A 21,662-nucleotide genomic window follows, 5' to 3' on the forward strand; every position below is an offset into this window, starting at 1 on the left:
CTCCGACTACCCGGGCCACACGCACATGGTCGGCGCGGCCTCGCAGAGGAAATCGAGTCCGATCACCACGCCGTTACCCACGACGTCGTCACATCTGCCCGGTGCCGCTCACGGGTCGACACCCTCATCGAACCAGCGTGGTCTCCGTATCCGGCGATTGTCTGCCGCACCGCGGTCGCGATGGCCGTCGCAACCTCCTCAGCTGCGGATTCGGGTAGGCAGGCATAACCGCACACCAGTCCGCGCGGTCCCTGCTCACCGGCGAGCTGCACCGACACCGGGGTCGTACGGACCCCGAGTTGCTCGGCAGTTACCGCGACCGCCACGTCGTCGAGGCCATCGGGCAGGCGCAACACCACGTGCAGTCCTGCATCGATGCCCACCACACGCACCCCCTCCAAGTCGCCGGTCCGTCGTCGGAGCGCGTCCACGAATGCGGCGCGGCGCGCCCGGTACGTGCGCGCCGTTCGCGCGAGATGCCGGGTCAGGGATCCGTCGTCGATAAATGCGGACAGTGCGAGTGCCGACATCGCGTTCGCCCCCTCACCGCACACGGATACCGCCTCGGAAATGTTGGCGCGCAGTGGCTCCGGCGGTATCAGCCAGGAGAGCCGTAACGTCGGCGACAGGATCTTCGACGCGGTCCCGAGATAGGCGACACAGTCGCGTCCGCCGTCGACGCCGCGCAGAGCAGGCAGAGCCGACACGTCGTACCGGAATTCGCCGTCGTAGTCGTCTTCGATCACGAGCATTCCGGTAGCTGTCGCTCGGTCCACCAGCTCGGCGCGACGCGCGACGGGCATGCGCGATCCCAGCGGATACTGGTGTGCGGGTGTGCAGTAGACGGCGGCATCGGTGTCGGCGAGGAGTTGCGGAGGCAGTCCGTCGTCGTCGACGGGAACCGGTCGGATACGAGCACCTTCGGTGATCAGCGCGCGACGGGCCCGATGGTATCCGGGTTCTTCGAAGGCGACGTCGCGTCCGCCGAGTCCGGCAGCCACCGCAAGGACACGCGTAGCCGCGGCAACGCCGGGAAGTATCACGAGATCATCTGGATTCACCGCGATTCCGCGGGTACGGCGCAGGTGCACGGCGAGTGAACGCCGAAGTTCGGGGTGGTCCAGCGGGTCGACGCTACCCGTGGCCCGAGGTGCACTCGCAGCTCGGCGCCAAGCCCGCCGCCACGACGGTTCGGCGATGAGTGCCGTGTCGGGGAGTCCGGGGCGGAGGTCGACGACTGCCGGAGCGGGGCGGGTTCGGGCCGGCGGTACCGGTGCGGCGTCGGGCGCGACCGGATGGGGTTGCGTGTGCGCGCGGGCAGCGATGTCGGCCCCGGGGGCAATCCTGGTAGCAGATCCGGGCACTGCAACAACGAATCCTGAAGCGGCAAGCTCGTCGTATGCCTCGACAACTCCACCTCGCGCCACTCCCAACTCGGCGGCAAGCACCCTCGACGACGGGAGGGCATCGCCGACCCGTAAGTGGCCGAGTCGGATCTGCTCGACGATCACTTCGGCAATGCGGTGTCGCAGCGGCGCCTTCCCGTCGGGCACTGTCAACGGCAGGTGGACGGGAGGGGATACGCGTGGCACGGCTGCCAGAATACTGGTCTGCCAGTATTGCTGGAATGCGGATCTGTTCTCCGGTCCAGATAGCCGGCAGGGTTGATGTCATGGACACGCTGACTCGCTACCCCGACCGCGCCCGCACCGACCGCGAAGACCTCGATCGAGTGCTCGATGCCGCGACGACCTGCACGTTCGCCACTGTGCTCGACGGACAGCCGTGGCTGGTGCCGATGTTCTACGCCCGGGACGGCGACCGGATTCTGCTGCACGGCTCAACCGGGGCCGGCGCGCTGCGCCACGTCGCGGCCGGGGCGCCCGGTGCGGTGAGCGTGATGCTTCTCGACGGCATCGTCGTCGCCGAGGACCTGTATCACTCGTCGGCCAACTACCGCTCGGCTGTGGTCCGCGGCACCATCGAGCTACTCAGCGGGAACGAGGCGCTCGATGCCCTGAACATCCTGTCCGACAATTTGATTCCCGACCGCAGCACCGAGGTTCCCGGGCCGACCGGCAAGCAACTCGCGGGCACCTCGGCGCTGGTACTGACGATCCGGCCCGGCCAATGGATCGTGAAGGAACGGAATGCGCCGCCGACCCGAACCGACGCGCCGGGGCCGTGGGCCGGGGTGGTACCGCTACGCACCGTCGCCGAGCGCCCGGTGCCGGCTCCGTGGATATCCGACGACGCGCCACTCCCCGCATCGGTGCTACGCCTGATCGCCGGTTACGGTTCGGCGGAACGAGCACGGTAGCGTCCCCCCAGCTTCGCGCTATCATGAATTTGTTCCTGATAATTAGCGAAAGCGCGAGTGGGTGTGATGAACGAAGCCGCGGATGCCAGCACCGAAGCCCGCTACCTGCGCGGTGATCTCGGTTTCGAGGATGCGCTGCGAGAGGTGACCGGCACCGATGTCGGTCGGAAGTTCTTCGCCCAGATCCTGCACAGCCTGTCCGACCGGAACCCGGCAGCACCGCCGCTGTCCGACCACGACGCGGCCCTGCTCGATCAGGCCGGATTCGTCGAAGACCCGGCCGCGGCGGCGACCGTACGGGTGGGTCGCGACATTCGCATGCAGGAACTGATCCGCAATTCACTGTCGATCGCTGAGGCGGCGGACCGTCTCGGGGTGACCGCGGCCCGGATCCGGCAACGCCTCGGAGACGGCACCCTGTGGGCGTTTACGTCGGGCCGTAACCGATTGCTGCCCCCCGCCCAGTTCACTGACACCGGGGCGGTACCGCACCTCGACCAGGTGGTGCCGTTGCTGGCGAAGGATCTGCACCCGCTGACCGTGCAGGCGTTGCTGACCCTCCCCCAACCGTCCCTGACCGTGGAGGGCCGGCCGGCGTCGATCGTGGCATGGCTGTCCGGCAGCGCCGGAGCTGCCGCCGATATCGAACAGGCCCGAGGCGTGATCACCGCCGCCGAATGGGAATCGGCATAGATGGGGTCGATGCTGCCCGCACCACCGACTGTTGCGGACCTTCGTGGTGCGGGCGTGCGCCCCGAGGAAGTGTTCGCCTGGCAACCGACCGAAATCGTGTGGCGGGTGCATCGCACCACCGGAACCAATGTGCTGCCGTGGAATAGCATGCGCACGTTCGGCCCGATCCTGAGGTTCGACCACCACCCGCCTCCGCGCGCCGAACATCCCGGCTACGGCGTCTGGTACGGCGCCTCCAGTCCTCGCGGCGGGCTGGCCGAGGCGTTCCAAAGCTCCCGTGTCATCGACCGCCACCGCGGCGACCCGTATCTGACCGGGCTGCGATTCACCCGCCTGCTGAGCCTGCTCGATGTGTCCGGCATCGGCGAGGGGACGTGGGCGACCCGGGTCGGCGGCAACCATGCCCTCGACTCCGCAGCGCACGTCCGAACCCAGCACTGGGCCCGCACCATTCACCGCGCCCACGACGATCTCGACGGCATCGTCTATCGCGGTCGGTGCGCCGGGAGTATCTGCATCGCTATCACCGAACCGGCCGCCGATGCGTTCCCCGCGCTGCCAGCGGTGTCGCTCCCGTTGTCACATCCCGGGTTGTCCGGGCCGATCGACAGCGCGGCCCATCAGCTCGGCTACGCCATCACCTGACGCTGCGGTCCTGCAGTCTGCGAGTTCCGTAGAGTGGATGCTCATGCTCTCCGGACTCGACCGCCTGACCCAGTCGCAGCAGGCAGCACTGCGTGGCCGGTTTCCCCAGTTCGATGTGGTCTCCGACATGAGCTGGAATCTCGTCGAGACCACCGTCCTGCGGATTGCCACGTCCGAGGGGCGGTTCGTCGTCAAGGCCGGCGGCGCTGCCGATCATCACATCGCCCGCGAGATTCGGGCTCACGAAACCTGGACGGGCCCGTGGGTCGCGACCGGCCATGCTGCTCGGATGGTCCACTCGGATCGCGACGCCAAGCTCGTGGTGACCGAGTTCCTACCGGGACGGCTCGTCCAGGACGACGCCGCGATGTCGAGCCTCGACACGTACGCGCAGGCGGGCCGGATCCTCGCTGCGTTTCATGCACAGGAAAGCGTCGAGGACGACGGGTACGAGCGGCGCGCCAACAACAAATCGTTGCGCTGGCTCGCAGCGCCTCACCGCATCGAACCCGACGTCGCCGAACGTCTGCGCGCGATGATCCGGGCGTGGCCGACCCCTGCCGCGACGCTGGTACCGACACACGGCGACTGGCACAGCCGAAATTGGATCATCGACGACGGGACCGTACGGGTGATCGACTTCGGGCGGGCGGATCGTCGACCCGCTATCGAAGACTTCGACAGATTGGCGGCGCGGGAGTTCGTCCGTATCCCAGGAGCCGAAGTTGCATTCCTGGGCGGCTACGGAACGGACCCACGCGAGCCGAACGCCTGGTTCCGGCAACGTATTCGCGCCGCCATTGGAAATGCAGTGTGGGCATTTCAAGTGGGCGACGAGGCCTTCGAGGCCGAGGGGCACCACATGATCGCCCAGCTACTCGGAAGATAATCTGCCTACCGTCACGCATCCACGATGGCGCGCAGCTTCTCGATCTGCGCGACACGGCCAGCCGCATCGGGGGCGAGTGCCCGGACGTTCAGCGTCGTCGCGCCAGACTCCTTGAACGCCACGACCCGTTCGCGCACGTAGCCTTCGGGCCCGATCAGCGAGATCGCGCGCACCAGGTCGTCGGGCACGGCCGCGGCAGCTTCCTCCTTCTTCCCGTCCAGGTACAGATCCTGGATGGTCTTGGCTTCCGCTTCGTATCCGTATCGGCACGCGAGGTCGTTGTAGAAGTTCTTGCCTCGCGCACCCATTCCGCCGATGTACAGCGCCAGGTGCGGTTTGACGACGTCGAGCAGGTGATCGACGTCGTCTCCGATTGCGAGCGCCGGCCCGGCGTAGACCTCGAGATCACCGAGCGCCGGATCGCGACGCGCCGCACCCTTCGCCAACGACTCGCCCCACACATCGTGTGCCCGTTCGGGGTGGTAGAAGATCGGCTGCCAGCCCTCCGCGATCTCCGCCGTCAACGCCACGTTCTTGGGTCCCAGTGCGGCAATGACGATCGGGATGCGCTCGCGCACCGGATGGTTGATGAGCTTCAACGGCTTACCGAGGCCGGTGCCCTTCTCCGGAGGAAGCGGAATCTGGTAGTGCTTGCCGTCGTGGCGCACCGGTTCGCGTCTCCACACCTGCCTGCAGATGTCGACGAGTTCGCGGGTGCGGCCCAGCGGCGAGTCGTACGGCACGCCGTGAAAGCCTTCGATCACCTGCGGACCTGATGCGCCGATGCCGAGCACGAACCGACCGCCCGACACGTAGTCGAGGCCCGCCGCCGTCATCGCCATCAGCGACGGGGTGCGTGTGTAGATCTGGAAGATTCCGGACGCCAGCTGCACCGTCTTGGTCTTCGCTGCGAGGTAGCCGAGCTGGCTGACGGCGTCGAACGAGTACGCCTCGGCCATGAAGATGATGTCGAGTCCGGCGCGTTCGAGATCAGCTGCCTCCTCGACGGTCTCGGCGAACCCACCGCTGTAGGTGATCATCGTTCCGATGCGCATCGGCAGTACTCCAATCGAACGACCCGGTGTCGAGAACGGGTCCGAGTTTCGCGAACCTGAGGATTCAGGCAGTTCAACACCTCACGGCACCATGACGCAAAGACACATCGCCGATTCAACCCATCAGCAATGCCTATGAACATGTGGGCAGGATCTGATCACATCGTCGATGACAGAACGGCGTTGTAACGCGCGAGCATTCGTTCAACGAGCACCAGGCCGGACGGGCTATCGAGACGGAGTGAGTCTTTGCTGTCGACGGCAAGTTCGGGATGGTGGGCGTGGGAAGGGTCTGCAGTAAGCATCCATGCGAAGCGGTCTTCGTTGTGGCGGCACCGGTATGTCAGACCGCCGGCCGAGGGCGCTGCTGTCAGCAGTGCTCGTGCCCATGTTCGGGTCTGCAGGTAATCGGAGGGGTCTGATTTGGTGAGCCAGGTGTCCTGACCGACGGCGGACAGGTGCGGGCCGTACAAGGCTATCACGGTGAGGTCGGTCGTTACGGTGAGCCGACTCAAGACACGGCCTGAAATCTGGACCCGCGGTACCAGTCTGGGACGGGCCGTCACTGCCAAGCCCCTACACAGTGTCTCCGCAACGGCAGCCTCCGGTGAATCGCCGACGTAGGTATAAGCGTAGTCACCGGCGAGGCTGTCGAATCGGGCCCCGCCAGGAATTGTGGGCTGCGGAGTCGGATTCATCGCATTCGCCGCGTACTTGTTGTGGTGTATCCGCCACAGCTCGGCGCCTGCAGGGAGAGTTACCAGAACGGGCGCGCCCGTCAGATCTGGAGGCGGCGATGCCGCAGGCACCGGTTCAATCCTCCAACAGATCATGGACGATGGCGCGGAGATGATCTTCGTGACCGCCCGCTGCGGCGAGGTCCGCCGGAGATTCTCCGTCCGCGAGCCACCCGGATGGACTGAGCCACCACGAACTCACTCCCCATGGGTCGTGCTTCGCATCGAGCAACTGGTTGATTTCCGCGACGACCGGTCTGACCTTCGCAGTGGTGGCGTCGAACTGGAAACTCGGGTAGAGGTAGCGCCCACCGATCTCGTATCCGACGATGTCGCCGCGTTCGCGTAACCGGCTGGCCGGGCTGCGCCGGTTACTATCACGGGACTGCAGGACGTCGGCGATATCGCTCGCCTCGAGATGTGGATGTTCGAAGATTGCTTGCCGGGCGGAAGTCTCGATCCGGGCCCGTGCGACCGCCTCCGCCACTGTGTGCGCAGGCACCGCCGAAGAGATCGAGGCGCTGAGAGTGGGCCCGGAAGCGACGAGCGAGAGCAGGGAGTCTCGTACCGAGCTCATGGACTCACGGCGGCCGACTTCGTCAGCAAGTAGAGCCAAGAACGCGCCATCCGGTAGGGCGCGCAGTTCCGCGCCGAGATCGTGGTCGATGCTCATGCCGGCCTCCACCTGATGCGACAGTAACAACAGCATACGCGTGCGTCGTTTCCGTCGCACATCTGAGCACCCCTGAGGGCTGTAGCGGGCAGACCCCCGAAGGCGTGCGAACGTTCCCGCCCCGGTTGACGGCATCCGCCGCACGTGGGACTATCCCTCCACTGACCTTGAAAATAGGTCGACCCCGGCCGGTGCGCCAACACCGAACCGGGGTCTGGGTACACGACAGAAGAGAGCTGCCATGCACCGTACGGTGGATTCTATCCACACGCCCTACAGAGGCGTGCACCAGCGACGAGCCGCGAGCGCCTTCTCACGCGCCGGCCACCTCTTCTGGCCTCCAGGTTCATCGACGTCCTGACCTTCTCGCCCCTCGACCCTGCTCCGGCAGCCGGTCGAGGGGCCCGAGGTGTTTGCCGCCTGCACCGGCGTGCACAAGGGCCGTTCCGGTAACCACGGCACAGCGGGCAGGCATCGTCGCTCATCTCCCACAGTCCGACGTCAGCGCATCGACGCTGCGAACCGGGGTGCCATTCCCACGGTTCGAAACCGACTGGGCACCAGTATTCTTCGTCTCCACAGCTGGTGGTGGAGCACCCGATCGTGAGGGTCGACACGAACGACCGGGTCCAGCGCAAGCCACACGTCATCTCCGGCGTGGGGCCAAAAGCGCTGGCCGAGATGGTCTATCGGGACATGGCGACTGGGCAGCGTTGGGGAAGGGGCCGAAGGCAAGCTCAGGGACCCGCAGGGTCTCCGCATGGTCAGGCACAGCCGCCCGCAGGGCGTCCTTCTCGAGTTGCCCAGCACAACACAGATCGCACCTCAGCTTCCTGCGGTCGTGGTGTTCAAACATCGGTGACGTGGACACGTTCGCCCTGCACGCTGTACAGAGCGATGATCTCGGCGGGTCGGTCCTTGTGGGCGTTGGCGATCCAGTGCGGGGTCGTGGTGGCGAACTCTGCCGCCTCGCCCGCCCCGAGGGTGGTGCGCTCGTCGGACAACGCCAAGGTCACCGTGCCGCTGAGGACGTAGAACCACCCTCGACCCGGATGGGTGTTGTACTTCGCCGGGGCCACCGCGCTGGGCGGGTAGATCACCTTGAATCCCCGTATGCCCCCAGCGTGGACGCCGAGCGGGATGAACGTCAGGCCGTGCTTGCGCACAGGTTTCAGATGGACTCTCGGATCACCGACGCGCGGGGCAGCGACGAGTTCGTCCAGTGGCAGTCCGTAGACCCGGGCGAGCGGAAGCAGCTGCTCCAAACTCGGACGCACCAGGCCCCGCTCGAGACGGGAGATCGTGCTGGCCGTAATCCCGCTACGTGCGGACAGCTCGTCGAGGCTCAGCCCCAGCGATTGCCGGAACCCTCGAAGCCGTGGACCGACCGCGCGGAGCACCTCGTCATCCATCGCGCCTCCTCGACCCTACCGAGCCCTCATTTTGCAATCCTGCAAGGCCCCTGGCTTCAATGCAATGCAGGGTGCGAGCGTGGATCCCATGACCAGAGCTTCCAAGACCACCTCCGAACCCTATCGGGTTGCGCCGAACGCGCGCCTCGTCGAGATGACCTCCCACCTCACCCCCGGCGACGCACTGGAGCTCGGCTGCGGCAACGGCGGCGACGCACTCTGGCTCGCTGAGCACGACTGGAACGTCACCGCCCTCGACATCTCGCAGCGCGCAGTCGAACAGTTGACAGCACTCGCCCAGAAGACCCGCCTCACGCACCGGCTCGTCGCGACTCAGTGGGACCTCGACGCGGGAGTCCCGTCCGGGGAGTTCGACCTGGTGAACGCCCATTACCTGCACGCCGCCTCCCACTTGGATCGGGCGGCCGTGTTCCGGGCCGCAGCACATGCACTGCGGCCCGGCGGTCATCTGCTGGTCGTGGATCACGGCTCCATCGCGCCGTGGTCGTGGAACCAGGACCCGAGCACCCACTTCCCGAGTTCTCGAGAGCTCCATCGCGAGATCGCACTGGATCCCCCGGAGTGGGAGCTTGTACGCGCCGAGGCGGATCAACGGATCGCGGCCGGGCCGGACGGACGCAAGGCCGAGGTCACCGACCACATCCTGATGATCCGCCGCGCCTCCGACCTAGGACGATCTGCATGACCGTGAACCGACGCCGCGACGCCCCGCCACCGAAGACCGGCAGCAGCGAGGCCGAGGTGCTGCGCGGCTTCCTGGACTACCTCCGCACATCGATCGCAACCAAGGTCGAGACCACTCCCGAACCCGAGGTGCGCACCGCGGGCGTTCCGTCGGGCACCAGCCTGCTCGGCCTGCTGAAACACCTCGCTCACGTCGAGGAGTCGATCTTCCTTGGCCACCGAACCACCAATTGGCCGAAGACATTCCGCTGCGATTCCACAGACACCGTCGAGAGCGTCGTTACCCGTTACCGCGCTGCCGTCGAACAGTCCAACGCGGTGCTGGACAGGTGCACGGACCTTGCCGCGCCGATTCCGCACGGAGCCGGTGAGCGCCCGGGGCCGAGTGCCCGGTGGGCGCTGGCGCACATGATCGAAGAAACCGGTCGCCACGCCGGACACGTAGATATCCTCCGCGAACTCATCGACGGAACCACGGGCCGATAGTGTGGATCACAGTATCTCGGCTGCGGTTGCAATGTAGGCGTCGACGTCGAAGTCGTCGCGCAGAGACTGCTGCACGATGAAGCCTTGGACCACGCCGAGCACCACCGGCGCGTATCCGGCCGCCCAGGTGTGAAGGTCGACAGCTCCGGCGGGAAGCACGCCAGGGTCGGCTTCGGCGCATTCCACGAGTGCGCCGGTGACCGCCCCGAGTAGCCGGCCGATGACAGACTGGGCGAGTTCGCGGATCTCGGGGTCGATGGTGGCTTCGGCCCACACCTGCAGGATCGCCCGTCCGTAATTGTCGCCCGCGAGGGTGTGCAGATCTTCGGCAAGAGTCCTCATGATGCCCGCAGCGACATCCCCCGGGCTCTTCGCCTCCGCAAACGCGCCGCCAGCGGTCAGTGCAGTATGCCGATCGCTGAGGACGTGGTCGGCGACCGCGACGAGCAACTGTTGTTTTCCGCTGAAGTAGCCGTAGATGGCACCGGCCGACAACCCGGATTCAGCGATGATGTCGGCCATCGATGTGCGCTGGTAGCCCGCACGGGTGAAACTCCGTAGGGCCGCGTCGATGATCTCTGCACGCCGCGCGACACGATGCGCCTCACTCACCCTCGGCACGACATTTCTCCTGTTCACAGCGCCATTGTTGACAAGCCACTCTAACCGACCTCACTATAAAGAACGAATATTCGTTTTGATAGGAGCAACATGAGCGCTACCCCACCGGCGGTCGGCACGCCACCGATTGCACGTGCCATCGCCCTCGCGGCGGGCGCAGCCGTCATCGTCGGCGTCGTCCTGCTGGCATTCGCGTGGCCGGCCGTCACCTCCGAACCGCGCGATCTACCCGTCGGAATCGTCGGCCCCGACGCATCGGTCGCACAGACCACCGGGATGCTCGAAGCTCAGTCCGGCGACGCACTGCTCCTCATCGAGGAGGACACCCGCGACGCAGCAGTTGCGGCGATCGAGCGACGCGAGATCTACGGCGCGATCGTCCTCGGCGACAACCCCACCGACATGCCCGAGGTCCTCGTCGCGACCGCGGCGAATGCTCAAGTCGCGCAAATGCTTCAGGGCATCGCGACCGGAATTCAGCAGCAGATCGACGCGCAGCTACGGTCGGCGACGGAAGCCGCGATCGCGCAGCGTCTCGCCGAACCAGCCGCAGCGAACGCGCCGACCTCCTTCACGATCCCGCAGGCCGAAGTTCCGGTGACCGACGTCGTACCGTTCTCCGATTCGGATGCGCGCGGAGCAAAGCTGAGTGTCGCCGCGTTCCCGCTCGTCCTGGGCGGCATGGCCGGTGCCGTCCTCATCTCGTTCGGGGTCGCTCGCGCATCACACCGCATCGGCGCGCTCGTGACGTACGGGGTGGTCGGCGGATTGCTGCTCGGCGCCATCCTGCAGGGAATGTTTGGGGCGTTGCAGGGCAGCTACTGGACGAACGCCGCCGCAATCGGGTTCGCGCTCGTGGCGATCACGGCACCCATCGTCGGACTTCGCAGCCTGATCGGTCCTCCCGGCATCGGGATCGGCGCGGTGCTGATGATGCTCGTCGCCAACCCTATTTCGGCTGCCACCATGCCCGTCGAATTCCTGCTCTCACCGTGGGGCGCGATCGGCCAGTGGTTCCCGCCGGGCGCGGGCGCGACACTACTGAAAGAACTCTCGTACTTCCCCGACGCGAGCACTGCCTTCTCATGGACTGTGCTGGCGGGGTGGACCGCAGTCGGTGTGCTGCTCACCGCGATTGCGGTTGTGCGCGAACGGCACACCCCCGACCCGGCCGACGCTCCGGAACTCGTGCCTGTCGTCTGAGCGAGCCCTCCCGGGTGCCCGGGCACTACCGAACGATGCCCGCCGCTCGAGCCGCACGCAGCCAGTCCGGAAATTCGCTCAGCAAACGACGGTAGAGCTCTGCATCGCTGATCTTTCCGATGTCGTCGACGCTGAAGAATCCGGCATTGTCGACGACGCGACCCTCCATGGTGTCGAGGCGTTCGAGGACCCCGTAGTTGGCCTTACCGAGCCCGACGAACTGCCAGAATGCCGGCAGCGCGGCCGCTTCTTTCATCAGCGAGCTGATCTGCCTCTTCTGATTGAAACCGCCGTCGGTGAAGAACAACACCAGGGTGGGCATCGACGCGCCCGGTGTGAGCGAGGAAATGATCTCGCCCATGATCGGCAGTTCGTCGTTGACCCCACCGATCGGCTTGTAATCGATACCGCCGTGCACACCGCTGAGGTGCAGATACGTCGACGACCACTCCTCGACCTCATGGACGGCGATGTCGGGAAGCCGCACGAACGACACCGCGTACAGGTAGGGCTCGAGCTTTCCGTCGTCGTCGACCTGCACGGCGATCGGCACCATGCGTTCGACGACTTCGTGGATGCGCTTCTTCGAATACTGGCGGTGCATGCTGCCGGTCTTGTCGATGACGAGCACGACGCGTGCCCGCACCCCGGGCGTTCCCTTGTCGAGAAGCACCTTGGCGACCTCGCGTTTGCGCAGGTCGAGCTTCTGACGCTTCTCGAGCGACAGTTTCTCCTCACCCGCGACTGTGCGCACGCCGTCCTGGGCCGGTGCGGGCGCGGGAGGCGCGTCGTCGACCTGCACACCGTGCTCGGTGACGAGACCGGACAGGCCGGAATCCCAGCCGGCGGAGACGTTGCGGATCTTCCACTCGCCGTTGCGCCGGTAGACCTCGAGGAGCACGGCTGCGCGTTCGCTGGTCAGATCGAGTGCTTTCGCGGTCGCGGCGCCAGTGGGATGAGCTACGTCGACTCCGAGTCCGGGCACGGATGCGAGGCTGCCGGAGACGCTGTCGTCGAGTGCGACTGCGATCGAGAGACGTTCGACCGCGGGCGGGATTGCGGTGAGGTCGATGGAGACGCGGTCGGCGGCGACCAACCGGACGGCACCTTCGGGCGATGCGGGTTGGTTGAAGAACACGAAGTCGGTGTCGCTGCGGACTTTACCGTCGGCGCCAAGCTGGAAGACCATCAGGTCGACGGTCCCCTGCTTCGCTCCCGTCACCGATGCCGTCACGGCTCCGGTGCCGATGGTGGTGTTCTGTCCGCGCGCCAACTCAGCCATGACTGATTCATACCTCGAGCTCTGCCGGAAAGACAGTTAGGGTGGACCGTAGCGCGGGCGTTCGGCCATGTTCCTCATCGAGTGTGCAGTTATCGACGGATTCAGTACCAAATCACGTCAATAACTGCACACTCAAACAGGATTCATTCAAGTCAGCGGCTGCCCGTGGCATCCATAGCCGCAAAGTACGGTATCGCTGCGCGTAGTTACGTTTGTGCCAGAGAAAGTACGGTATGGCTGCAAGTAGTTGCGTTTCTTGAGGGGACTCCAAGGCTTTCCATCTGGTTTTGCTCCCGCCCCAACCTTCCATGGCACACCACGGAAGAACAGTACGATCGGCTCATGCCAGCGACTCAGCACGCACCACTCGCGGCCATCTCCCCTGTCACGTTGTACAAGATCCTGATGCTGCGTACCGAGGTCTTCGTCCACGAACAACGCATCGTCGACGAACCCGAACTGGACGGCGTCGATCTCGAGCCGTTCACCGAGTTGTACTGGATCGAAGAGGACGATTCGGTGGTGGCCACGCTTCGTCTGATCACCGAGGGAGACACCGCCCACATCGGCCGAGTTGCCACATCACGCTCGGCTCGTGGCCGTGGACTCGCGGGCGCTCTCATCGAGGCCGATTTGTCCGCGACCTCCACCGACGTCGAGATCTCAGCACAGGCGTATCTTGAAAATTGGTATGGGCGGTTCGGATTCACGCGCACGGGGACGAACTACATCGAGGCTGGGATCGATCATCTTCCTATGCGGCGGACGAGCGGCGGCCGCTACTAATGATTTGATGGTTTCGACTGCGATATACGCGGTCGAAACCACCAAGTTGCGCACCGCTGGGTAGGCCCAACCCGGTCCAAAAGTGTGGATTTGAGCCCGACGGTATCCGAGCTCAAACCCACACTTTCCTCGGGTACATTGCTACAGCGCGTTCTCGACTACTTTCTCTGCATCACGCACGCGGAGTTCGCCGGACATCAGTCGGCATCATCACCCTGATCCTTGGCGCGGTGGCCACAGCGTCACTGTTCGTACGGTTCTCGCGGGAAACCGATGCACGGGCAGCGGTGCGCTGGGTTGCCCCTGTCATGGGAGTGATCTGCCTGGTCATCGCGATCTACGACCTGTTCGAGGTCTCGTCTATCACCAGCGAGTTCTTCGGAGAAACAATCGGTGTCCAGATCGGGTGGGGGTTGTGGCTACTGTTGCTCTCGTCTGCAGTGCTGTGCCTGACGTCGTCATCCATCTTGAAGCGACCGGCGAACCTCTGATCTCCACTCAGCAAGAGAACCCTTGCTGCACTTATAAGTGAAAGTAGCTACGGTGATGGGCATCGGATCGACGCCATGACGCAAGGAGGTCGGGTCCATGAGCACTGAGCACATCGCTCGCGACGACAGAACCGTCCTATCCCTGAGTGCGGACGAGATCGAGCAGGCTCGCGCGTTCAACGAGCAGGTCCATGCCGCTCGCACTACGTCGAACGATGCCCACAGCTACATGATCACGCTCGCCACGTCGGACAACGAATCCCTTCCGCTTCCCCCTGAACTGACCGGACTACTCGGTCAGGTACTCGACATCGTCAGCCGCGGGGGCACCGTCACCGTCGGGAGCCTTCCCACCGAAGTCACCACGACCACCGCGGCGAAGATGCTGGGCATATCCCGGCCCACATTGATGAAACTTGTGCGGGATGGAGCGCTACCCGCACATATGCGCGGGTCGCACACTCGCCTACTCAGCAGGGACGTTCTCGCCTACAAAGACGCCAAGCAAACCGAACAGAGCCAGGCGTTCGAACGCTTGCGCGCCCTCGAAGACGAACTCGGCATCAACGACTGAGCGCGACGGTTACGCTCGACTCACGGACTCTCCGCAACCGGCTTTCACTGCTCTATTTACGTTCTGGCGAAACAATGTTCGAGGTTCTGTGGACTGACGACATCATGGTCGAGTTCCACTACCACCACCTGCGGTGCCCACCAACGTTCGAGGACATCGACGACGCACGGACAGCGGCACGCTGGATTGCCCCGTCATGGGAATGATCTGCCTGGCCATCGCGACCGACGAACCCCGACCTCCGCCGATCGACTGCGCAGTTCTTGACGTGATTCTGCACCAAATCCGTCGAAAACTGCACTCCCAAAAGGATTTCGAGCGACTCGTAAGCCGGATTCTGGTCACGTCAGGTCCGGTCAGCGGGAACTGTGTCCGTCACCTTCTGGAGTGACGTTGTCCCCCGCGAGAGCTACGCGCAGGTTAGTACTGTCGGGTGACGATTTCGAGGCACTGAATCCGTAGGTTCGAATCGATCGCGGCGCTCGGGGCCCGCGGCGCCGAAGAAGGGATCTTCATGAGATTCGTCCCACAACTCCTGGCCGTCGCGGCGGTGTCGTTCATCGGCAGTCAGCTTCTCTTTGCTGTAGACGGGAATCCTTGGCTCACACTGATCGTCGGCGTGTGTGCGGCAGCATCCGCCCTGTGGGTCTACCGCTGGGTGGTGCGACGTACCGAGCACCGACCCACCACCGAACTGGCCCGACGCGGAGCCTGGCAGGCCATGGGGTGGGGGACACTCATCGGTATCGCGCTTTTCGCCTTGGTGATTGTGAATCTCGCTTTCCTCGGAAGCTACGACGTCGAGGGCTGGGGCTCGGTGACGGGGGCGTTGGGGATGATCGGTTTCATGGCCGCAGCCGCCGTCACCGAAGAGTTGCTCTTCCGCGGCGTCCTGTTCCGGATAGCGGAGGAACGTGTGGGTACGTGGATCGCGATGGTCTCGACCGGCGTCCTGTTCGGGATGGTGCACCTGTTCAACGAGCACGCCACCGTGTGGGGTGGCCTCGCGGTCGCGATCGAGGCCGGTGGCATGCTCACGGCCGCATACATCGCGACCCGCAGTCTGTGGCTGCCGATCGGGTTGCACTTCGGCTGGAACTTCGCCGCGGCAGGCATTTTCAGCAGCGAGGTTTCGGGGAACGGCGCCACATCCGGGCTGTTGCAGACTTCGACCTCGGGTTCCACGCTGGTCACCGGCGGCAGTTTCGGCCCGGAGGGAAGTCTGTACTCCGTCGCGTTCTGTGTGCTGGTGACGCTCGCGTTCCTGTGGCTGGCGCGGCGCCGCGGCCATATTGTGCCGCGGCGTGGGCGTGCCGACCGAAATGCTGTCACCGCTACACTCGCCCGGTGATCGGACGCGGGCTGTCTGACGCGCGCCGTCAGTTGCAGAGCAGGACGACGCCGATTCCGTCCCACACCTCGGTATCGCTGCTGTAGCGAGTGTGGGTGCTGCTGTTCCACTCTCCCGCGGCCTCGGTGTGATAGCCCAGGTCACGCTGCTCGACGACCGTGCACGAATCCCGCGAAGAACTGCCTGCTCTGCTGATGATCGAATGCGGCGCGCCCGCAGCATCCAATGCAGCGTTCGCGTCTGCCTCGCTCATTCCCACCACGTTCGGTGCGGTCGTCGCCGAGGCCACTCCACCTCCCCACACCGCTGCCGATATCACCGCAACACCGACGAGCCCGCCGACGATCTTCGAACGCATGTCATCTCCTGTTCTACAACACAACCGATGGAGGAAAGCGCCGCGATAGTGGCTGCTTCCCGTTCGACTCCATGGTTGTTGTGCAGGCTCCGAGGACCCTTCGCTCACGCTCGGAGTCTGCTGTGAACCTCGGGCTCGCTGCGCTACCGATCCGGCCCGGGTACTGGACGGTCAGCTCTCTCGCTCCGTGGAACGACCGACGTCCGGGTAGCCGCGACCCTCGCGGTGGCACCTTTCCCATTTCCGAGCCCTTGTCACACACCGGCAGATGAGCTTAGACTCCCCTAAGTTATGGGGTGCAACTTAAGGGAACGGGGCGATGAACAAGTGTCCGAGCTGGGCAGACGCGTGCGCAAGATCGACATCGACGACATCGTCCGCGTCGGTCGCGAACTGGGCATGCGCCACCTGAGCCTGAGCGCGGTCGCCGCCGAACTCGACGTGTCCACCACCGCCCTCTACCGGCACGTCGACGGACGCTGGGGGCTAGAGCGGGCGGTGGGAGAAAGCCTGCTGGATGACCTCGTCCTGCACGACGACCCGGCTCACGACGCCACACAACACCTACTGTCGTTCGGGCTACAACTCAGAGCGTTCGTTCTGGCCAACCCCGGGCTCGGCACCTACATGCAGACACTCTTCCCGCGCGGTGAAGCCGGCCGTCGCCTGATGGTGCACGAGGTGGCCGCCCTGGCGAGGCGCGGATACACACCCGACCTCGCCATCATCCTGTCCAGTGCGGTCGCGGGCAACACGATCAATTACGCGGTGGCAGACGAAAACCAGCAGGAAAGAGCAGAGGGGCTCGAGGACCAACGCCGCAATGTCACGAACCAGTTGGCTACCGACGCGGAACTGGGCACAACCCACCGCGAGCTACCGACGTTCACACACGACGAGTACGTGAAACTTGTTCTCACAGCAATAATTCGAGGCCTTGTCGCGGTCGCACCTCCAGGTCGGCCGTTGGAGCAGGTGGTCGCCGATCTGGCGGCCACCGGAATGGGGATCTGATGGCCAAACGGGGGTTCCAGGGCGCGGTGATGCGCGGATTCGGTGCCCGCGTCCACGACGCGGTCGTCACCGGTACCGAGCAACTCGCACCGCACTTCCTGCGTGTGCGGTTCTCATCCACAACACTGTTCGACGACGCCGATCCGGGACCGACCGCATATCTACGGTTCTGGGTCCCCGACCCCGACGACCCCGACACGGAACATCAACGGGGATACACGTTCTCCGAGGCAGACACGGAGGAAGGCACCTTCGCGGTCGATTTCGTGCTGCACGAACCGGCTGGGCCGGCATCGGTGTGGGCGAAACATGCAGAACCCGGCAGCACCATCAGCATCACGTCGTTCGGTTCCAAGCAGTTCACCGTGCCCGACGAACTGCCCGCCGGCTACCTGTTGATCGGCGACTCCGCCTCGATTCCCGCAATCAACAGCATCATCGACGTTCTCCCCCGCGATGTCGCCGTCGAGGTGTATCTCGAACAGCACGACGACGCCGACCTCCTCATCCCCATGTCCGATCATCCGCTGATGAACACGCACTGGGTCCCGCGGCTCGGCCCCACCTCGCTGGCCGCGGCGATCGAGGATCGCGACTGGTCCAATTGGAAAGCATGGGCCGGTACCGAATCCAAGGCTCTCAAGCACCTGCGAACCCGGTTGCGCGACGATTTCGGATTCCCCAAATCCGAGGTGTACGCACAGGCCTACTGGTTCCACGGTCGCGCCATGGGCACGTACCGCTCGAACGACACCGCCGAGCCGGAACCCACGATCGAAGAGGCACCACCGGCACCGCAGCCCACCCAGAGCAGTCGCGGCTCGTGGCAAGCGGAGTCCGGGGGCAAGCTGATCGGCACGCTGCGCAATACATTCGTCGCTGCCGGCGCCCTGCAGGCCTTGATCACCCTGATCCAGCTCGCCCCGTTCGTACTGCTCACCGAGCTTGCTCGTCGCATGCTCGACGGAGCACCGGAATCACAGCTGTGGACGATCGGCATCTGGGCGATCGGACTGATGGGTGCGGGCACGCTGCTCGCCGCCGCGCTGTCCTTCTGGCTGCACACCGTCGATGCACAATTCGAACGTGGTCTGCGGACACAGCTTCTGAGCAAACTGGCGAAGCTTCCCCTCGGCTGGTTCGACGACCGTGACTCCGGGCAGGTGAAACGCGTCGTGCAGGATGACACGTTGTCGCTGCACTATTTGGTGACACATGCTGTCACCGATGCCGTCGCCGCGGTGGTGGCGCCCGTTGCTGTACTGATCTACCTGTTCACCGTGGACTGGCGTCTGGCGCTTCTGATGTTCGTGCCGATCCTCGTCTACGTCGTGACGACGGTGATCATGGTGGTCCAGTCCGGAAACAAGACGGCGCAGGCGATGCGCTGGGCCGACCGGATGAGCTCCGAAGCGGGTGCCTATCTCGAAGGACAACCGGTGATCCGTGTGTTCGGCGGAGCAGCGGCATCCACGTTCCGCGCACGACTACGTGAATACATCGAGTTCCTCGACGGTTGGCAACGCCCCTTCAGCAACAAGAAGTCGCTCATCGATCTCGCGACGAGACCCGCCACTTTCCTGCTTCTCATCACTGTCACCGGGACCGCTCTGATCACGTCCGGAAGCATGCAGCCCACAGCTCTGCTGCCGTTCCTGTTCCTGGGGACCACGTTCGGAGCTCGCCTTCTCGGCCTCGGGTACGGTCTCGGTGGCCTGCGCGGCGGCATGCTCGCTGCCCGTCGTATCGGTGTCGTCCTCGACGAGCCCGAACTCGACACCCGTGAAAGCGACTCCGCGCCACCCCGTCACGCAAGCTCCGTCGAGTTCGACCGCGTCTGCTTCTCCTACCGGCCCGGTGTCCCCGTGATCGACGACGTCTCCCTCACCCTGAGCACCGGAACAATCACCGCGCTCGTCGGGCACTCGGGTTCCGGGAAATCCACGATGGCGGCACTGCTCGCCCGGTTCCACGACATCGACGACGGCACCATCCGCATCTTCGGCCGCGACATCCGCGAGTTCGATGCCGACGCCCTCTACGAACAGGTCGGATTCGTCTTCCAGGACACACAACTCGTGCAGGGAACGGTGCGAGACAACATCGCGCTCGCCGTTCCCGACGCCACCGACGAACAGATCGAATCGGCTGCACGGTCCGCGTACATCCACGATCGGATCCTCCAGCTGCCCGACGGCTACGACACCGTGCTCGACGCCGATCCACAACTGTCCGGTGGTGAACGACAACGCATCACGATTGCCCGTGCCATCCTCGCCGACACTCCGATACTCGTCCTCGACGAAGCAACGGCCTTCGCCGACCCCGAATCGGAATATTTCGTCCAGCAGGCACTGAGCAGGCTCACCACGGGCCGCACCGTTCTGGTCATCGCACACCGCCTGCACACCCTCGTCGACGTCGACCGCATCGTCGTCCTCGATCACGGCCGCATCGCCGAAACAGGCACCCACAGCGAACTGCTCGCCGCAGACGGCCGCTACCGGAAGATGTGGGACGCGGGTTCCCACACATCGAACGAACTCGCCTACGCAGACCAGGAGCCGGCCCGATGATCCGCACCCTGCTCGCTCTGCTGCCACCGGGCAGCCGCCGCACCGTCGTCCTCCACCAAAGCCTGACCGTCGTCAGCGTCGTCCTCCGCGCCGTCGGTGTCGTCCTGCTCGTGCCACTCGTCGGTGCCCTGTTCGGCTCCACCCCGTCCGATGCATGGCCCTGGATGGGCGCACTGGCCGCCGTCACCGTCACCGGATGGATCGTCGACACGGCCGCCTCCCGGCTCGGCTTCGACATCGGCTTCGGGTTGCTCGACCACGCCCAGAACGAAGTTGCCGAGCGCACCGCACGAATCCGGTTGACATGGTTCACAGGTGAGAACACCTCCATCAACCGTCAAGCCATCGCGGCCACCGGACCGGATCTCGTCGGTCTCATCGTGTATCTGGTGACACCGATCCTGAGCGCAATCCTGCTGCCGCTCGCCATCGCGATCGCATTGCTGCCGATCAACTGGGTCCTCGGAGTCGCCGCGCTCGCCGGTGTGCCCATTCTGCTCGGAGCGTTCCTGTTGTCGGGACGACTCGGGCGCAGCGCCGACCATGCCGCCGCCGACGCCAATGCGGCTCTCACCGAACGAATCGTCGAATTCGCCCGCACCCAGCCCGCTCTGCGCGCAGCACGACGCACCGAGCCCCACCGCAGTCATGTGGGCGAGGCCTTGGAACGTCAGCATTCCGCGACCCTGCGTCTATTGCTCATGCAGGTCCCGGGGCAGCTCATCTTCGGCTTGGCCACCCAGCTGGCATTGGTGATCCTGGCCGGTGCCGCAACCGTGCTGACCGTGCGCGGCGACCTCGGTGTGCCCGAGGCGATCGCGTTGATCGTTGTCATCGTCCGGTATCTCGATCCGTTCACGACGCTGAGCGACCTCACCGGAGGAGTGGAGTCGTCACTGACCACGCTACGGCGCATCCGTGCCGTCCTCGAGGCACCGGTCGACAGTGACGACGGCACCTGCACCATCACCGGAAGAGCTCCCCGTATCGAACTGCAGGACATCCGCTTCTGGTACGGAGACGGCGCCCCGGCACTCGACGGTGTGGATCTCACGTTCGAACCCGGTACCACCACTGCCATCGTGGGGCCGTCGGGTTCGGGCAAGAGCACCATCCTCTCGCTCCTCGCCGGTCTCCTCACTCCGCGCACCGGACGGATCCTCGTCGACGGCATAGAATCCGATGCTCTCGACCCGATCTCACGTAGCGCGCTGGCGGCCGTCGTCTTCCAGCATCCCTACCTGTTCGACGGCACGATCCGCGAGAACATCCGTGCCGGCGACCCGAACGCCGACGACACGGCACTCGCCGCGGCCGCGTCGCTCGCGCAGGTCGATGAAGTGATAGCTCGTGTCCCGGACGGGTGGGACACCCGTGTGGGCGAGGGTGGCAGCGCTCTGTCGGGTGGTGAGAAGCAACGGGTGTCCATTGCGCGCGCGCTACTCAAACCGGCGCCGTTGCTCCTCGTCGACGAGGCCACCAGCGCACTGGACACAGAAAATGAAACAGCAGTGGTCCAGGCCCTCACTGCCGACCCCACACCACGGACCCGCGTGATCGTCGCGCACCGACTGGCCAGCATCCGCACCGCCGACCGCGTCGTGTTCCTCGAACGGGGCAAGGTCGTGGAGGACGGCACTGTGGACGACCTACTCGCTGCGGGTGGTCGATTCGCCGAATTCTGGCGTCAGCGCGACGTCGCATCGGGCTGGCGATTGGAGAGCGTGTCGGATGGTGCCGGTGTGGCTCCCTGATCGTCTCCCGCCCGGAAGCACCGGCATGTGTGGAAGC

Annotated in this window: 22 protein-coding genes; 14 read left to right on the forward strand and 8 right to left on the reverse strand. The window is 65.0% G+C overall.

Annotated features, from left to right (window positions below):
* Window positions 1-62 precede the first annotated feature (62 nt).
* On the reverse strand, window positions 63-1,592 hold the full coding sequence (gene pdxR / locus ACSYG9_RS07825) for a MocR-like pyridoxine biosynthesis transcription factor PdxR (RefSeq protein ID WP_454841952.1): 1,530 nt from the start codon (window positions 1,590-1,592) through the stop codon (window positions 63-65).
* Between the two features lie 80 nt (window positions 1,593-1,672).
* Here pdxR and ACSYG9_RS07830 point away from each other — a divergent pair, with 80 nt between their 5' ends.
* From ACSYG9_RS07830 to ACSYG9_RS07845, 4 genes are all read left to right on the forward strand, one after another.
* A complete protein-coding gene (locus ACSYG9_RS07830) occupies window positions 1,673-2,320 on the forward strand; it encodes a pyridoxamine 5'-phosphate oxidase family protein (protein ID WP_454841954.1) in 648 nt (215 codons plus the stop codon).
* A gap of 66 nt (window positions 2,321-2,386) precedes the next feature.
* The gene (locus ACSYG9_RS07835; RefSeq protein WP_454842916.1) at window positions 2,387-3,013 is read left to right on the forward strand and encodes a hypothetical protein; all 627 of its coding nucleotides are present in this window, start codon (window positions 2,387-2,389) and stop codon (window positions 3,011-3,013) included.
* A complete protein-coding gene (locus tag ACSYG9_RS07840; protein ID WP_454841956.1) occupies window positions 3,014-3,658 on the forward strand; it encodes an RES family NAD+ phosphorylase in 645 nt (214 codons plus the stop codon).
* A gap of 43 nt (window positions 3,659-3,701) precedes the next feature.
* Window positions 3,702-4,547: a phosphotransferase gene (locus tag ACSYG9_RS07845; protein ID WP_454841958.1), complete on the forward strand. Its 846-nt coding sequence runs from the start codon at window positions 3,702-3,704 to the stop codon at window positions 4,545-4,547.
* 11 nt (window positions 4,548-4,558) lie between these two features.
* Here ACSYG9_RS07845 and ACSYG9_RS07850 read toward each other — a convergent pair whose 3' ends face one another.
* From ACSYG9_RS07850 to ACSYG9_RS07865, 4 genes are all read right to left on the reverse strand, one after another.
* The gene (locus ACSYG9_RS07850) at window positions 4,559-5,602 is read right to left on the reverse strand and encodes an LLM class F420-dependent oxidoreductase (RefSeq protein WP_454841960.1); all 1,044 of its coding nucleotides are present in this window, start codon (window positions 5,600-5,602) and stop codon (window positions 4,559-4,561) included.
* Window positions 5,603-5,760: 158 nt separating this feature from the next.
* Entirely contained in the window at window positions 5,761-6,411 is a 651-nt protein-coding gene (locus ACSYG9_RS07855; RefSeq protein WP_454841962.1) for an RES family NAD+ phosphorylase, read from the reverse strand.
* Window positions 6,412-6,415: 4 nt separating this feature from the next.
* Entirely contained in the window at window positions 6,416-7,012 is a 597-nt protein-coding gene (locus tag ACSYG9_RS07860) for a hypothetical protein (RefSeq protein ID WP_440126643.1), read from the reverse strand.
* 848 nt (window positions 7,013-7,860) lie between these two features.
* Window positions 7,861-8,424, reverse strand: coding sequence for a helix-turn-helix domain-containing protein (locus ACSYG9_RS07865; protein WP_054804952.1), 564 nt, complete (start codon window positions 8,422-8,424; stop codon window positions 7,861-7,863).
* Between the two features lie 88 nt (window positions 8,425-8,512).
* On the opposite strand from ACSYG9_RS07865, the gene ACSYG9_RS07870 reads away from it, so the two are divergent.
* Window positions 8,513-9,130, forward strand: a complete 618-nt coding sequence (locus tag ACSYG9_RS07870) for a methyltransferase domain-containing protein (RefSeq protein ID WP_440126644.1) — start codon at window positions 8,513-8,515, stop codon at window positions 9,128-9,130.
* Complete coding sequence (locus tag ACSYG9_RS07875) at window positions 9,127-9,615, forward strand: DinB family protein (protein ID WP_454841965.1); 489 nt, start codon at window positions 9,127-9,129, stop codon at window positions 9,613-9,615. The genes ACSYG9_RS07870 and ACSYG9_RS07875 overlap by 4 nt, the downstream gene beginning before the upstream one ends.
* 6 nt (window positions 9,616-9,621) lie before the next feature.
* Here ACSYG9_RS07875 and ACSYG9_RS07880 read toward each other — a convergent pair whose 3' ends face one another.
* Complete coding sequence (locus ACSYG9_RS07880) at window positions 9,622-10,236, reverse strand: TetR/AcrR family transcriptional regulator (RefSeq protein WP_454841967.1); 615 nt, start codon at window positions 10,234-10,236, stop codon at window positions 9,622-9,624.
* A 90-nt stretch (window positions 10,237-10,326) separates the two neighbouring features.
* On the opposite strand from ACSYG9_RS07880, the gene ACSYG9_RS07885 reads away from it, so the two are divergent.
* Window positions 10,327-11,439 (forward strand): ABC transporter permease, encoded by a 1,113-nt coding sequence (locus tag ACSYG9_RS07885; protein WP_454841968.1) that lies wholly within the window; start codon window positions 10,327-10,329, stop codon window positions 11,437-11,439.
* A gap of 25 nt (window positions 11,440-11,464) precedes the next feature.
* Here ACSYG9_RS07885 and ACSYG9_RS07890 read toward each other — a convergent pair whose 3' ends face one another.
* The gene (locus tag ACSYG9_RS07890) at window positions 11,465-12,721 is read right to left on the reverse strand and encodes a vWA domain-containing protein (RefSeq protein ID WP_454841969.1); all 1,257 of its coding nucleotides are present in this window, start codon (window positions 12,719-12,721) and stop codon (window positions 11,465-11,467) included.
* A 342-nt stretch (window positions 12,722-13,063) separates the two neighbouring features.
* On the opposite strand from ACSYG9_RS07890, the gene ACSYG9_RS07895 reads away from it, so the two are divergent.
* The 4 genes from ACSYG9_RS07895 to ACSYG9_RS07910 all read left to right on the forward strand — a co-directional run bounded on the left by ACSYG9_RS07895 (window position 13,064) and on the right by ACSYG9_RS07910 (window position 15,923).
* Window positions 13,064-13,507, forward strand: coding sequence for a GNAT family N-acetyltransferase (locus ACSYG9_RS07895; RefSeq protein WP_454841971.1), 444 nt, complete (start codon window positions 13,064-13,066; stop codon window positions 13,505-13,507).
* Window positions 13,508-13,737: 230 nt separating this feature from the next.
* Window positions 13,738-13,998: a hypothetical protein gene (locus ACSYG9_RS07900; protein WP_054804946.1), complete on the forward strand. Its 261-nt coding sequence runs from the start codon at window positions 13,738-13,740 to the stop codon at window positions 13,996-13,998.
* Between the two features lie 97 nt (window positions 13,999-14,095).
* Window positions 14,096-14,572 carry a helix-turn-helix domain-containing protein gene (locus ACSYG9_RS07905; protein ID WP_054809989.1) on the forward strand — a complete coding sequence of 159 codons (477 nt, stop codon included), beginning with the start codon at window positions 14,096-14,098 and terminating at the stop codon, window positions 14,570-14,572.
* Between the two features lie 514 nt (window positions 14,573-15,086).
* Complete coding sequence (locus ACSYG9_RS07910; protein WP_454841974.1) at window positions 15,087-15,923, forward strand: CPBP family intramembrane glutamic endopeptidase; 837 nt, start codon at window positions 15,087-15,089, stop codon at window positions 15,921-15,923.
* 28 nt (window positions 15,924-15,951) lie between these two features.
* Here ACSYG9_RS07910 and ACSYG9_RS07915 read toward each other — a convergent pair whose 3' ends face one another.
* A complete protein-coding gene (locus ACSYG9_RS07915; RefSeq protein WP_440126651.1) occupies window positions 15,952-16,281 on the reverse strand; it encodes a hypothetical protein in 330 nt (109 codons plus the stop codon).
* 348 nt (window positions 16,282-16,629) lie between these two features.
* Between ACSYG9_RS07915 and ACSYG9_RS07920 the strand changes: the two genes are divergently transcribed.
* Genes ACSYG9_RS07920 through ACSYG9_RS07930 form a run of 3 tightly spaced genes read left to right on the forward strand, consistent with a single transcriptional unit; the run spans window position 16,630 to window position 21,625 of the window.
* The gene (locus ACSYG9_RS07920; RefSeq protein ID WP_454841976.1) at window positions 16,630-17,295 is read left to right on the forward strand and encodes a TetR/AcrR family transcriptional regulator; all 666 of its coding nucleotides are present in this window, start codon (window positions 16,630-16,632) and stop codon (window positions 17,293-17,295) included.
* A complete protein-coding gene (locus ACSYG9_RS07925; protein WP_454841978.1) occupies window positions 17,295-19,871 on the forward strand; it encodes an ABC transporter ATP-binding protein/permease in 2,577 nt (858 codons plus the stop codon). Before ACSYG9_RS07920 ends, ACSYG9_RS07925 begins: the two co-directional genes overlap by 1 nt.
* Window positions 19,868-21,625 (forward strand): ABC transporter ATP-binding protein, encoded by a 1,758-nt coding sequence (locus ACSYG9_RS07930; RefSeq protein WP_454841980.1) that lies wholly within the window; start codon window positions 19,868-19,870, stop codon window positions 21,623-21,625. Before ACSYG9_RS07925 ends, ACSYG9_RS07930 begins: the two co-directional genes overlap by 4 nt.
* Window positions 21,626-21,662 lie beyond the last annotated feature (37 nt).

It is taken from the genome of Rhodococcus sp. SJ-2 (assembly GCF_053750035.1).

Excerpts from the sequence above, each read along its gene's own strand:
- ACSYG9_RS07830 (WP_454841954.1), top strand. The coding sequence starts at position 1,673 with ATGGACACGCTGACTCGCTACCCCGACCGCGCCCGCACCGACCGCGAA.
- ACSYG9_RS07835 (WP_454842916.1), top strand. The coding sequence starts at position 2,387 with ATGAACGAAGCCGCGGATGCCAGCACCGAAGCCCGCTACCTGCGCGGT.
- ACSYG9_RS07840 (WP_454841956.1), top strand. The coding sequence starts at position 3,014 with ATGGGGTCGATGCTGCCCGCACCACCGACTGTTGCGGACCTTCGTGGT.
- ACSYG9_RS07845 (WP_454841958.1), top strand. The coding sequence starts at position 3,702 with ATGCTCTCCGGACTCGACCGCCTGACCCAGTCGCAGCAGGCAGCACTG.
- ACSYG9_RS07850 (WP_454841960.1), bottom strand. The coding sequence starts at position 5,602 with ATGCGCATCGGAACGATGATCACCTACAGCGGTGGGTTCGCCGAGACC.
- ACSYG9_RS07860 (WP_440126643.1), bottom strand. The coding sequence starts at position 7,012 with ATGAGCATCGACCACGATCTCGGCGCGGAACTGCGCGCCCTACCGGAT.
- ACSYG9_RS07865 (WP_054804952.1), bottom strand. The coding sequence starts at position 8,424 with ATGGATGACGAGGTGCTCCGCGCGGTCGGTCCACGGCTTCGAGGGTTC.
- ACSYG9_RS07870 (WP_440126644.1), top strand. The coding sequence starts at position 8,513 with ATGACCAGAGCTTCCAAGACCACCTCCGAACCCTATCGGGTTGCGCCG.
- ACSYG9_RS07875 (WP_454841965.1), top strand. The coding sequence starts at position 9,127 with ATGACCGTGAACCGACGCCGCGACGCCCCGCCACCGAAGACCGGCAGC.
- ACSYG9_RS07885 (WP_454841968.1), top strand. The coding sequence starts at position 10,327 with ATGAGCGCTACCCCACCGGCGGTCGGCACGCCACCGATTGCACGTGCC.
- ACSYG9_RS07890 (WP_454841969.1), bottom strand. The coding sequence starts at position 12,721 with ATGGCTGAGTTGGCGCGCGGACAGAACACCACCATCGGCACCGGAGCC.
- ACSYG9_RS07895 (WP_454841971.1), top strand. The coding sequence starts at position 13,064 with ATGCCAGCGACTCAGCACGCACCACTCGCGGCCATCTCCCCTGTCACG.
- ACSYG9_RS07905 (WP_054809989.1), top strand. The coding sequence starts at position 14,096 with ATGAGCACTGAGCACATCGCTCGCGACGACAGAACCGTCCTATCCCTG.
- ACSYG9_RS07910 (WP_454841974.1), top strand. The coding sequence starts at position 15,087 with ATGAGATTCGTCCCACAACTCCTGGCCGTCGCGGCGGTGTCGTTCATC.
- ACSYG9_RS07915 (WP_440126651.1), bottom strand. The coding sequence starts at position 16,281 with ATGCGTTCGAAGATCGTCGGCGGGCTCGTCGGTGTTGCGGTGATATCG.
- ACSYG9_RS07925 (WP_454841978.1), top strand. The coding sequence starts at position 17,295 with ATGGCCAAACGGGGGTTCCAGGGCGCGGTGATGCGCGGATTCGGTGCC.
- ACSYG9_RS07930 (WP_454841980.1), top strand. The coding sequence starts at position 19,868 with ATGATCCGCACCCTGCTCGCTCTGCTGCCACCGGGCAGCCGCCGCACC.